This is a genomic window from Ramlibacter sp. (assembly GCF_029866045.1).
GTDB lineage: Bacteria > Pseudomonadota > Gammaproteobacteria > Burkholderiales > Burkholderiaceae_C > Ramlibacter.
Window position 1 is genome coordinate 30,250 of sequence record NZ_JARXAB010000034.1, and the last position, 11,876, is coordinate 42,125.

The 11,876-nt window shown below is 65.6% G+C and carries 12 protein-coding genes and 1 pseudogene; 6 read left to right on the plus strand and 7 right to left on the minus strand.

Features of this window, described 5'->3' with window-relative positions:
* Positions 1-26: 26 nt before the first annotated feature.
* Positions 27-203: pseudogene (locus tag QE494_RS18450) on the plus strand (LysR family transcriptional regulator); the annotation flags it as partial.
* Between the two features lie 184 nt (positions 204-387).
* A complete protein-coding gene (locus QE494_RS03905; protein ID WP_300041590.1) occupies positions 388-588 on the plus strand; it encodes a hypothetical protein in 201 nt (66 codons plus the stop codon).
* On the opposite strand, the gene QE494_RS03910 is transcribed toward QE494_RS03905, so the two are convergent.
* Genes QE494_RS03910 through glp form a run of 3 tightly spaced genes read right to left on the minus strand, consistent with a single transcriptional unit; the run spans position 574 to position 2,581 of the window.
* Positions 574-1,071 carry a molybdenum cofactor biosynthesis protein MoaE gene (locus QE494_RS03910; protein ID WP_300041591.1) on the minus strand — a complete coding sequence of 166 codons (498 nt, stop codon included), beginning with the start codon at positions 1,069-1,071 and terminating at the stop codon, positions 574-576. The two genes, QE494_RS03905 and QE494_RS03910, sit on opposite strands and share 15 nt — an antisense overlap.
* 2 nt (positions 1,072-1,073) lie before the next feature.
* A complete protein-coding gene (locus tag QE494_RS03915) occupies positions 1,074-1,322 on the minus strand; it encodes a MoaD/ThiS family protein (protein WP_300041592.1) in 249 nt (82 codons plus the stop codon).
* Positions 1,322-2,581, minus strand: coding sequence for a gephyrin-like molybdotransferase Glp (glp, locus tag QE494_RS03920; protein WP_300041593.1), 1,260 nt, complete (start codon positions 2,579-2,581; stop codon positions 1,322-1,324). The genes QE494_RS03915 and glp overlap by 1 nt, the downstream gene beginning before the upstream one ends.
* A gap of 68 nt (positions 2,582-2,649) precedes the next feature.
* Between glp and QE494_RS03925 the strand changes: the two genes are divergently transcribed.
* Positions 2,650-3,732 carry an NADH:flavin oxidoreductase/NADH oxidase gene (locus QE494_RS03925; protein WP_300041594.1) on the plus strand — a complete coding sequence of 361 codons (1,083 nt, stop codon included), beginning with the start codon at positions 2,650-2,652 and terminating at the stop codon, positions 3,730-3,732.
* On the opposite strand, the gene thrC is transcribed toward QE494_RS03925, so the two are convergent.
* Genes thrC through QE494_RS03940 form a run of 3 tightly spaced genes read right to left on the minus strand, consistent with a single transcriptional unit; the run spans position 3,713 to position 7,658 of the window.
* Positions 3,713-5,122: a threonine synthase gene (gene thrC / locus QE494_RS03930; RefSeq protein WP_300041595.1), complete on the minus strand. Its 1,410-nt coding sequence runs from the start codon at positions 5,120-5,122 to the stop codon at positions 3,713-3,715. The genes QE494_RS03925 and thrC overlap by 20 nt on opposite strands.
* The gene (locus tag QE494_RS03935; RefSeq protein ID WP_300041596.1) at positions 5,122-6,432 is read right to left on the minus strand and encodes a homoserine dehydrogenase; all 1,311 of its coding nucleotides are present in this window, start codon (positions 6,430-6,432) and stop codon (positions 5,122-5,124) included. Before QE494_RS03935 ends, thrC begins: the two co-directional genes overlap by 1 nt.
* The gene (locus QE494_RS03940) at positions 6,429-7,658 is read right to left on the minus strand and encodes a pyridoxal phosphate-dependent aminotransferase (protein WP_300041597.1); all 1,230 of its coding nucleotides are present in this window, start codon (positions 7,656-7,658) and stop codon (positions 6,429-6,431) included. Before QE494_RS03940 ends, QE494_RS03935 begins: the two co-directional genes overlap by 4 nt.
* Positions 7,659-7,719: 61 nt before the next feature.
* Here QE494_RS03940 and QE494_RS03945 point away from each other — a divergent pair, with 61 nt between their 5' ends.
* The 3 genes from QE494_RS03945 (at position 7,720) to QE494_RS03955 (ending at position 10,639) form a co-directional block, all read left to right on the plus strand.
* Positions 7,720-8,100, plus strand: a complete 381-nt coding sequence (locus tag QE494_RS03945) for an Mth938-like domain-containing protein (RefSeq protein ID WP_300041598.1) — start codon at positions 7,720-7,722, stop codon at positions 8,098-8,100.
* A gap of 127 nt (positions 8,101-8,227) precedes the next feature.
* Complete coding sequence (locus QE494_RS03950) at positions 8,228-8,704, plus strand: peroxiredoxin (RefSeq protein ID WP_300041599.1); 477 nt, start codon at positions 8,228-8,230, stop codon at positions 8,702-8,704.
* Between the two features lie 192 nt (positions 8,705-8,896).
* Complete coding sequence (locus QE494_RS03955) at positions 8,897-10,639, plus strand: PhoH family protein (RefSeq protein ID WP_300041600.1); 1,743 nt, start codon at positions 8,897-8,899, stop codon at positions 10,637-10,639.
* 79 nt (positions 10,640-10,718) lie between these two features.
* On the opposite strand, the gene dnaB is transcribed toward QE494_RS03955, so the two are convergent.
* Positions 10,719-11,876, minus strand: a 1,158-nt coding sequence (gene dnaB / locus QE494_RS03960; protein WP_300041601.1) for a replicative DNA helicase, incomplete at its 5' end; no start/stop codon positions are given.

The following is an 11,876-nucleotide window of genomic DNA, read 5'->3' on the forward strand; positions in this document are numbered from 1 at the left end:
TCAGTTTTCTCGAATCGAGCCAGACCATGGACACCCTAGCCAACCTGCGCGCCTTCGTTTCCGTAGCCGAATCCGGCAGCTTCTCGCAGGCGGCCCACCAGGCCGGTGTCGCGACCTCGGTGATCACCAAGCGCGTGGACCAGCTGGAGTGGCGCATCCGCGCGCCGCTATTCGCCCGCTCGACGCGCCGGCTGTCGCTGACCGACGTGGGCGAGCGCTACCTGCCGGTGGTGCGGCAGCTGGTGCGGCAGATGGACGACACGCTGGACGGCATGGCCCGCGACGACGGAACGCTGGAGGGCCATATGCGTATCCATCGCGCTGCTGGCCGACTACCTCATTACCCCGGGTCTGAGGGACGGACGGCTGGTGGAGGTGCTGCCGGCCATGCACCTGCCGGACCTGTGGCTCAAGGCGATGGTGCCCGCGAGCCGGGCCGAGTTGCCACGTGTCCGCGCGCTGCTGCACTGGCTGTCCGCGCAGCTGGCGGGGATGGCGCTGGGAAGCGGGTTCGACGTCGAGGTCCGGCCGGCGGTGGCGCACGCTTGCGATCACCCAGATCGCGCGGCGACCCTACCCGTTCGATGAGGCGATGCCCCAGCGCGCCAGCGCCGCGTCATCGCTCACGCGGGCGTCGACCCAGCGCGCGCCCTCGGGCGTCTGCTCCTTCTTCCAGAACGGCGCCCGGGTCTTGAGGAAGTCCATCAGGCACTCGCAGGCCTGGAAGGCCTCGCCCCGGTGGGCGGCGCTCAAAGCCACCAGCACGATCTGGTCTTGCATCGACAGCGGCCCGACACGGTGGATCACCGTGACGGACCGGACGCCGAAGCGGCGTTGCACCGCCTCCGCCATCTCCCGGATCGCCTTTTCGGTCATGCCCGGGTAATGCTCGAGCGTCATGGCGCGCACCGCCTGCCCATCGTTGCGGTCGCGCACCGTCCCGACAAAGGCGCAGACTGCGCCCACACCAGGGTCAGCTGCGCGCAGGGCCGCGACCTCGGCGGAGAGGTCGAAATCCTCTGTTTGGATGGCGATGTGGATGCGGCCTGCGCCGACATTGGCGTCCTGCATGCTCAGCCCCCCGTCACGGGCGGGAAAAAAGCCACCTCGGCGTCCGGACGCAAGGCCGTGGCCTCATCGCAAAGAACCTGGCCCAGGGCCATGCGCAGCGGCTGATGGCGACCCAGGGCCAGGGCATGGGGGCCGCCTCGCGCGATCAGCTCGCTACGCAAGTCGCCCAGGGTGGCGGCGTCGGTCGACACGGTTTCACCATGGCCGAGGACTTCCCGGACTGAAGCGAAATAAAGCACCCGAAGCTCCATCACAGCAAGTCCTCCAGCGCGATGAAGCGCACTCGGTCACCTCGCGCGATGGGCTGGCCCGGAGGGTTGTCCACCAGGCCATCGGCCCAGGCCAGGGAGGTGAGCACACCCGAGCCCTGGTTGGGGAACAGGTCCAGGGTGCCCTCGGCGTTACGCCGCACCCGCAGGAATTCGCGCCGTTTGTCCGGGCGGGGCCAGTCAAAGCCGGCGATGAACTGATTTGCGGGGACCGCCAAGTCCGTGGCGCCCTGAAGCCGCAGCACAAAGGGGCGGGCCAGCACCAGAAAAGTCACGAAGCTGGAGACCGGGTTGCCTGGCAGGCCCATCACGTGCGTGGCGCCGATCTGCCCATAGGCAAAGGGCTTGCCCGGCTTGATCGCCACCTGCCACAGGTCCAGCCGGCCCAGGGCCTGGACGGCGGGGCGCAGATGGTCCTCCTCCCCCACCGACACGCCACCGCTGGCCAGTACCAGATCGTGGCCCGCGGCCGCCTCGCTCAAGGCCTGGACGGTGGCGGCTCGTGTATCGGGGACGTTGCCCAAGTCGCTGACCTCGCAGCCCGCACGTTCCAGAAGGCGGCGCAGGAAGAAGCGATTGCTGTTGTAGATCGCGCCAGCGGGCATTTGTTCCGGCGGCACGGTGCCAGGCATGACCAGCTCGTCGCCCGTCGACAGCAGCGCCACCCGGGGCCGAGCTGCGACAGGCAGCCGGTCAAGGCCAATGCTGGCCGCCAGGCCCAGCGCCGCGGGTCCGATGCGGTCACCTGCGCGCAGCACCATGGCGCCCTGCTGTATGTCTTCGCCGCTGTAGCGAACATTCTGTCCCTTGTGGGGCGCCTTGATGAACCGAATCGCGCCTTCTGCTGCCGGCTCTGTTTCCTCCTGCATCACCACCGTATCGGCACCGGGGGGCAGGGGTGCGCCGGTGAAGATGCGGGCTGCCGTGCCAAGCGCCAAGGGCTGGGGCGCCGTACCGGCTGGAATGCGCTGGCTGACTGGCAGCACCGCACCGGCTGCGGCGGCGTCGGCAGCCCGGAGGGCATAACCATCCATTGCGCTGTTGTCGTGAGGCGGCACCTGCAGCGGCGAGACCAGGTCGTGGGCCAGAATGCGGCGGTCGGCCTCGACGAGCGGGACCGTCTCAGTGCGGCCCAGGGGCTGGGCCTGCGCCAAGAGTTCGGCCAGGGCATCGTCCAGAGGCCGCAGGGCGGGACGCGAGGCCTGACGCGAAGATTGGGGGTCAGGAGTGGAAGCTATCATCCCGCGCATTGTGACGCGTCCAGAAAACGGGCCCCCACGTCCAGGAAAATGCGAGAAGGAGTGCACCCGTGAGTTTGCTGTTCCAGGGCCTGTCCCTGCGTGAGGTCCATCTTCCCAACCGCATAGGCGTCTCGCCCATGTGCCAGTACTCCGCGCTGGACGGCCATGTGACCGACTGGCATCGAGTGCATTACGGCGCCCGGGCCACAGGAGGGGCCGGCTTGCTGATCGTCGAAGCGACGGCTATCGCGGCGGAGGGCCGCATCAGCCCCGGCGACCTCGGACTGTGGCGAGAGAGCCAGATCGAGGGATTGGCGCACATTGCCAGGCAAGCCCGTTCCAAAGGCTGCGTGCCTGCGATCCAGCTGGCCCACGCCGGGCGAAAGGGCAGCCTGTCCCTGGGCTGGGAGCCGCAACGCGGTCTGGAGATATCCGAGGGCGGCTGGACACCGGTCGCGCCCTCAGCCCTGGCGTTTAGCCCTGCCTTCCCGACCCCTGCCGAACTGGACGAAGCCGGCATCGCCGCGGTGATCGACGGCTTTGCCGCTTCCGCCCGGCGAGCACTGGAGGCTGGCTTCGAGGCGGTCGAAATCCATGGCGCGCACGGCTACCTACTGCACCAGTTCATGTCGCCCTTGTCGAACCAGCGTGAGGACCGCTGGGGCGGCAGCTTCGAGCACCGCACCCGATTGGTTCGGGAGGTTGTGGGGGCCGTGCGTTCGGCCTGGCCGGAGCGCCTGCCCCTGCTCGTGCGCCTATCCGCGACCGACTGGGTCGACGGTGGGTGGGATATCGAGCAGACGGTAGAACTGTGCCGGGTCCTCAAGCAGTCGGGGGTCGACCTGGTGGACATCTCCAGCGGCGGCAGCAGTTCGCAAGCCAAGATCCCGGTTGGCCCTGGCTACCAGGTACCTTTCGCGCAGCGCGTGCGGCGGGAAGCCGGGATCCCGGTAGCCGCGGTCGGCATGATCACCGAGCCTGCGCAGGCCGAGGCCATCCTGGCCGAGGGCCAGGCCGACCTGGTGCTGGTCGGCCGGGAGCTTCTGCGCAACCCCTACTGGCCGCTGCAGGCGGCCGAGGCACTGGGCGAGACGCCGGCCTACCCGAAGCAGTACCTGCGGGCGGTACCGTTCAGGCGCAGTGCTGGGTGATGTAGCGCTTGATGCCGTCGACATCGGCCGGCATCACCTGCACCCGCTTGGGCAACTGCTCGATGCCCTCAAAGCCGGCGGGCCGCTCCGGCTCGCGGCCCAAAGCCTCGACGATGGTCGAAGCGAACTTGATGGGCAAAGCGGTCTCGAGCACGATCATCGGCACGCCGGGCTGCATTTGCTCACGCGCCACCTTCACGCCATCAGCGGTATGGGTGTCGATGAGGGTGCCAAAACGCTCGAAGGTGTCCCGGATGGTGACGAGGCGGTTGTCATGGGTGCTCTTGCCGCTGGCAAAGCCGTAGCGACCCCAGGCCTGGGCCACTTCTGCGGCCAGGGAGAACTGGCCCTTGGCGGCCAGTTCGGGCCCGAACAACTGGCGAGTGCGCTCACCGTCGCGGCCGAGCAGGTCAAAGACGAAACGCTCGAAGTTGCTCGCCTTCGAGATGTCCATCGAGGGGCTGGAGGTCTCGAAGGTGTCGGCGCTGCCGCGCACCCGGTAGGTGCCGGTACGGAAAAATTCGTCGAGAACATCGTTCTCGTTGGTGGCCGCCACCAGACGCTCGACGGGCAACCCCATCATGCGGGCGACATGACCGGCGCAGATGTTGCCGAAGTTGCCGGAGGGTACGGCGAAGCTCACCTTTTGTTCGTTCGACTGCGTCGCTTGAAAATACCCGGCGAAGTAGTACACCACCTGCGCCACCAGACGGGCCCAGTTGATCGAGTTGACGGTGCCGATGCGCCACTGGCGCTTGAAGGTCAGGTCGTTGGAGACCGCCTTGACGATATCCTGGCAATCGTCGAACACGCCCTCGATCGCGATGTTGTGAATGTTGGCTTCCTGCAGGCTGAACATCTGCGCCTGTTGAAAGGGGCTCATGCGGCCGTGCGGCGACGTCATGAAGACGCGTATGCCCTTCTTGCCCTTCATCGCGTATTCGGCGGCACTGCCGGTGTCGCCGGAGGTGGCGCCCAAGATGTTCAGCTCTTCTCCTCGGCGGGCCAGCTCGTACTCGAACAGGTTGCCAAGCAGTTGCATGGCCATGTCTTTGAAGGCCAGCGTCGGGCCGTTGGACAGGGCTTCCAGGTAGACGCCGTCCTCGAGCTTGCGCAAGGGCACGATCTCGGTGGTGCCAAAGACTTGCGCGGTGTAGGTCTTGCGACACAGGGTCCGAAGGTCGTCTGCCGGAATGTCGTCGATGTAAAGCGAGAGAATTTCAAAGGCCAGGTCGGCATACGGCAGGCTGCGCCAGCGCGCCAAGGTGGCGCCGTCGACCTGCGGGTAGCGCTCGGGCAGGTACAGGCCGCCATCGGGCGCCAAACCTTCGAGCAGGATCTCGCAAAAACGTTTGCGGTCCGGGTGGCCGCGGGTCGACAGGTACAGCATCAGGCGAGTTCTTCCTTGCGGATGCGGGTGATGGGGGCCAGCACCGTGGGCAAGGCTTGCAAGCGCGCCAGCACCTCGTTCATCGTGCCCTCACGGGCGTCATGGGTCAGGATGATGAGGTCGGTCTGCTTCTCGCCCTCACCGGCTTCGCGCTGGAGCACCGCGTCGATGCTGATGCCGGCACCCGCCAGAAGCCCCGTGACCTCGGCGAGCACGCCGGTCTGGTCGGCCACGCGCAGGCGCAGGTAGTAGCTGGTCACCACCTCGGCCATCGGCAGCACGGGCTGGTCGGACATCTGGTCAGGCTGGAAGGCCAGATGCGGCACCCGGTGAGCCGGGTCGCTGGTGTGCAGGCGGGTAATGTCCACCAGGTCGGCGATCACCGCACTGGCGGTGGGCTCGCTGCCCGCACCCTTGCCGTAGTAAAGCGTGGTGCCGACGGCGTCCCCGTGGACCATGACCGCGTTCATCGCGCCCTCGACATTGGCCAGCAGGCGCTTGGCCGGTACCAGGCTGGGGTGGACCCGCAGCTCGATGCCCTTGTCAGTGCGCTTGGTGATGCCCAAAAGCTTGATGCGGTAGCCCAGTTGCTCGGCATAGCGGATGTCCTGCGCCGCTAACTGGGTGATTCCTTCGACATAAGCCTTGTCGAACTGCACCGGGATGCCGAAGGCGATCGCGGACATGATGGTGGCTTTGTGGGCCGCGTCCACGCCCTCGATGTCGAAGGTCGGGTCGGTTTCGGCGTAGCCCAAGCGCTGGGCCTCCTTGAGCACCACCGCAAAGTCCAGCCCCTTGTCCCGCATCTCAGAGAGGATGAAGTTGGTGGTGCCGTTGATGATGCCGGCCAGCCACTGCAGGCGGTTGGCGGTCAGGCCCTCGCGCAGGGCCTTGATGATGGGAATACCGCCAGCGACGGCCGCCTCGAAGGCCACCATCACGCCTTTTTTGTGCGCGGCGGCGAAGATCTCGGTACCGTGCACCGCCAGCAGCGCCTTGTTGGCAGTGACGACATGCTTGCCGGCCTCGATGGCCTCCATCACCAGCTGGCGGGCGATGCCGTAGCCGCCAATCAGCTCAATGACGATGTCGATCTCGGGGTTGGCAATCACAGCGCGGGCATCGTTGACCACCTGAGCCTGGCTGCCTACCACCTGCTGCGCGCGGGCCGTGTCGAGGTCGGCCACCATGGCCACTTCGATGCCGCGACCGGCACGGCGCATGATTTCGGCCTGATTGCGCTGAAGAACGTTGAAGACGCCGCTGCCGACGGTGCCGATGCCAAGGAGGCCGACTTGAATGGGTTTCATGGCTTGCTGTGACGGTTGCGATACTGCTCAAGGAAGCGCGCGATGCGGTGGACAGCCTCGCGCAGATCGTCTTCATGGGGAAGGAAGACGATACGGAAATGGTCAGGCGACGCCCAGTTGAAGCCCGTGCCCTGCACCAGCATCACCCGGGTCTCCTGCAACAGCTCGAGGAAGAACTGCCGGTCGTCCTGGATCGGGTAGACCGCAGGATCGAGGCGGGGGAACATGTACAGGGCTGCCTGCGGTTTGACACAACTGACACCGGGAATGGCGGTGATCAGCTCGTAGGCGAGGTCACGCTGGCGGCGCAGGCGCCCCCCCGGCTTGACCAAGTCGTCGATGCTCTGATAGCCGCCCAGCGCAGTCTGGATCGCCCACTGGCCGGGCACGTTGGCGCACAGACGCATGTTCGAGAGCATGTTGAGGCCCTCGATGTAGTCGGACGCAGCCTTCTTGTCGCCTGAGACCACCAGCCAACCTGCCCGGTAGCCGCAGGAGCGATAGCTCTTGGACAAGGAGTTGAAGGTCAGGGTGAGCACGTCCTCAGAGAGGCTGGCGATCGCGGTGTGACGCACCTCGTCGTAGAGCACCTTGTCGTAGACCTCGTCGGCCAGAATCACCAACCCATGCCGGCGGGCAAGGGCCACGATCTCGCGAAGCAGCGCCTCGGAATACAGGGCGCCGGTCGGGTTATTCGGGTTGATGACCACGATACCCTTGGTCCGAGGCGTGATCTTTTTGCGGATGTCGTCGAGGTCTGGCATCCAGCCATTGGCTTCGTCGCACAGGTAATGCACCGGCTTGCCGCCCGATAGGGTAGTGACTGCGGTCCACAGCGGGTAGTCGGGAGCAGGCAGCAGCAGTTCGTCGCCGTCATTGAGCAGACCGTTGGTGGCCATGGCAATGAGTTCGCTGGCGCCGTTGCCCAGGTAAATGTCGTCCAGGGTAACGCCCTTGATCCCCTGCTCCTGGGTGCGGTGCATGACCGCCTTGCGGGCTGCGAAAATACCCTTGCTGTCCGAATAGCCCGCCGAGTTAGGCAAGTTGCGGATCATGTCCTGCTGGATTTCCTCGGGCGCATCGAAGCCGAACACAGCGAGGTTGCCGATATTGAGCTTGATGATCTTGTGACCCTCCTCCTCCATGCGACGGGCGGCGTCCATGATGGGACCGCGAATGTCGTAGAGGACGTTGGCCAGCTTGGCCGATTTCTGGATGGTCTTCAAGGCCTTCTCCGGGGCGTTGCGCGCAGGTGAAAACCTATAATTTGACCACAGTTGAACACCCATGAAGCTCCAGCCTGACCGCTCCAGCGTACCCACCCTCACCGGCCACGGCCCTGGCTGGGTGGCGGTCGACGGCGCGCGCATCGCGCACAGCGTGATCGTGCTGTCGCACGGGGAGCCCGTCGCCTGGGCCGGGCCTCGCTTCGAGGACCTGGGGCCTCTGCATTTCGAGCAACTGGCAGCGCTGGACGTCGAAGTGCTGATTTTTGGCAGTGGAAGCAGGATCCGTTTTCCCCGGCTGGCCTGGCTGGCGCCGCTGGCCGCCCGACGAATCGGGCTCGAGACCATGGACACCGCAGCGGCTTGCCGGACCTACAACATCCTGGCCCAGGAAGGCCGTCGGGTCGCCGCGGCCCTGCTGGTGGAACCACCACAGTCCTGAGTCGCGCCAATCTCCGGACGGCACGCAGGTCATTTCGGTTAAAATCGGGGGCTGCCGAAAGTCCCGGGGCTCCCAGGCCCCCCGCTCGCGGCGTCCCGAAAAGCCCCCTGTCACACGAGAATTCACCATGGCGATCGTTGTCAACAAACCCATCCCCGAATTCGAAGCGAACGCCACCGGTGGCCTCAAGGTCTCGAACACCTCCCACCTGGGCCAAGTGACGGTGCTGTACTTTTACCCTAAGGACAACACGCCGGGCTGCACCACAGAGGCCATGCAGTTTCGCGACAAGTACAAAGACTTCGTCAAAGCGGGCGCCATTGTCTTCGGTGTCTCGCGCGACAACATGAAGTCCCACGACGATTTCAAGGCCAAGCTTGAGCTGCCCTTCGAGCTGATCGCCGACACCGAAGAAAAGATGTGCCACATGTTCGGCGTGGTTAAGAACAAGATCATGTACGGCAAGAAGGTCAAGGGCATCGAGCGCTCGACCTTCCTGGTGGGGGCCGACGGTTTGCTCAAGCAGGAATGGCGGGGCCTGAAGGTTCCCGGCCACGTGGATGAGGTTCTCAAGGCGGTCAAGCTCCTCAAGAAGTCCGCCTGACCCGGCCAGTGGCCGCAGCAGGCAGGTGTCTGGGCCACCGGACCCACCTGTCACACGGTCTATGCATAATGGGCTCATGTCGTTGGAATTGACGCCTGCCGTCGCCCTCGCTGCCCCCGAATGCCACAGCCGCCCGGCCCGCCCGGCGGCTTTTTTATTGTCCTAGCCCTTCCCAGGGATTTTTTCCACCCTATGCCGCTGCCCCCCGCTCCCACCAAACGCGCCGCCCTCCTCCCACTGGATGCCTATGACGCCCCGGCGCGGACGCCACACCGGGCCAGCCGCAAATCCTCGGCAGCGGCAGCCGGGGACAGTCCGATTCCCCCACTCCCGCAGATCGACGATGTCGAGCGGGCGGTCTCCGTCGCCGGCCATGACACCGAGGCTGCCTTGTTGGCCGACACCGAGGAACTGGCTGTGGCCGAACCGGTCCACACGGCCCAAGTTCAAAGGCGAGAAGCAGCGGGAGGCGGCCGGCGCCGGGGAACTGCAGCCTCCGACGCTGCCGCACCGGCCAAGCCCCGCAAGGCCGCCGGCCGGACAAACACCCCGACCAAGCTCTTCGTGCTCGACACCAATGTCCTGATGCACGACCCGATGAGTCTGTTCCGCTTTGAGGAACACGACATCTTCCTGCCCATGATCGTGCTGGAAGAGCTCGACGGCCACAAGAAGGGCATGACCGAGGTCGCACGCAACGCACGCCAAGCCAGCCGCTCACTGGATGCCCTGGCAGCGCCTCCGGGCGCCGACATTGCGAGCGGGCTCAAGCTGGCCTCGATCGGCCACGCCGAGGCCGGCGGCAACCTGTTTTTCCAGACCCAGGCCCTGGCCAATCCGCTGCCGGCCAGCCTGCCCCAGGGCAAGGCCGACAATCAGATCCTGGGCGTGGTCCAGGCCCTGCGCGAACAGCAACCGGGGCGCGAGGTGGTGCTGGTGTCCAAGGACATCAACATGCGGGTCAAGGCCCGGGCCCTGGGCCTGGCCACCGAGGACTATCGAAACGACAAGACCATCGACGACCTGGACCTGCTCTACGCCGGATCGCTGGCCCTGCCGCCCGACTTCTGGGCCAAGCACGGCAAGACGGTCGAGAGCTGGCAGTCAGGCAGCCATACCTTCTACCGTATCGCTGGCCCTGTGGTACCGGCCTTGCTGATCAATCAATTCGTCTACTTCGAAGCGCCGGGCGAGCCCAGCCTCTATGCCCGGGTGACTGAGATCCGCGGCAAGACGGCGGTCCTCAAGACCCTCAAGGACTATGGGCACCTCAAGAACGCCGTCTGGGGCGTGACCACCCGCAACCGCGAACAGAACTTCGCGATGAACCTGCTGATGGACCCGGATGTCGACTTCGTCACCCTCACCGGGACGGCCGGAACGGGCAAGACGCTGATGGCCCTGGCCGCAGGGCTCACCCAGGTGCTCGACGACCGCCGTTACACCGAGATCATCATGACCCGCGCCACGGTCAGCGTGGGCGAGGACATCGGCTTTCTTCCCGGCACCGAGGAAGAAAAGATGGGCCCCTGGATGGGTGCCCTCGACGACAACCTCGAGGTGCTGGCCAAGACAGACACCGGCGCCGGGGAGTGGGGCCGGGCCGCCACCAACGAGCTGATTCGCAGCCGCATCAAGATCAAGAGCATGAACTTCATGCGCGGGCGGACCTTCCTGAACAAGTACCTGATCATCGATGAGGCGCAGAACCTCACGCCCAAGCAGATGAAGACGCTGATCACCCGCGCCGGCCCGGGCACCAAGATCGTCTGCATGGGCAATCTGGCGCAGATCGACACCCCCTACCTCACCGAGGGATCCTCGGGTTTGACTTTCGCGGTCGACAAGTTCAAGGGCTGGCCGCACAGCGGCCACATCACCCTCGCGCGCGGCGAGCGGTCGAGGTTGGCTGATTTCGCCTCCGAAGTGCTCTGAGAGCGCGCCCCATCCACGCACAAAAAAGGGCCGTCACCGGCCCTTTTTCTTTGTCTGCACGCAGGCGCTGCCAACTGACTCAGAAGTAGTCGCCTCCACCACCGCCGCCGGCGAGGGACTCGAACTTGGTCAGGGGCTTGAGGAAGGCGAGCTTGGCGGTCCCAGTCGGGCCGTTACGCTGCTTGCTGATGATCACTTCGGCAACCCCAGGCTCCTTGGAGTCCTTGTTGTAGTAGTCATCGCGGTAGATGAACATGATGACGTCGGCGTCTTGCTCAATGGCGCCCGACTCGCGCAGGTCGGACATCATCGGCCGCTTGTCGGTGCGCGCCTCCACGCCACGAGACAGCTGCGACAGCGCGATCACCGGGCAGCCCAGTTCCTTGGCCAGCATCTTGAGTCCTCGGGAAATCTCGCCCACCGCGGTGGCGCGGTTCTCGTCGCTCATGCTGCCGGACACGCTCATGAGTTGCAGGTAGTCGACCACGATCAGGCCGAGTTTGCCGCCGCACCTGCGCGCCAGGCGCCGGGCGTTGGCCCGCAACTGACTCACGGTCAGGCCCGGGGTCTCGTCGATGTGCAGCTGGATGTTGCGCAGCTTTTCGATCGCCTCGGTCAGGCGGGGCCACTCTTCGTCACTGAGCTTGCCCGTGCGCAGGTGGCCCTGGTCAATCCGGCCGATCGAGCCGACGATACGCACCGCCAGCTGAGAGGCCCCCATTTCCATCGAGAACACCGCCACCGGCAATTCTTCATGGAGCGCCACATGCTCGGCGATGTTGATGGCCAGCGAGGTCTTCCCCATGGAGGGACGCGCTGCCAGGATGATCAGGTCGCCGGCCTGCAGACCGGACGTCATTCGGTCAAGGTCGTAGAAGCCGGTGGGCACCCCGGTGATGTCATTGGGGTTGTCGGCCATCTCCTGGACCCGGTCCAGGAGTTCGACCACCAGAGAGCCCATGTCCTGGAAGCCCTCCTTCATCCGCGAGCCTTCCTCGCCGATGGCGAAGATCCTCTGCTCGGCTTCGTCCAGGATCTTCTCGACCGCCTTGCCCTTGGGGTTGAAGGCGGCAGTAGAAATCTCGTCGGAGGCACTGACCAATTTGCGCAGGATGGCCCGTTCGCGAACGATCTCCGCATAGCGCCGGATGTTGCCGGCGCTGGGCACGTACTGGGCCAGCGAGTTGAGGTAGGTAAGCCCGCCCACTTCCTCGGCCTTGCCCAGGCTGTGCAGCGC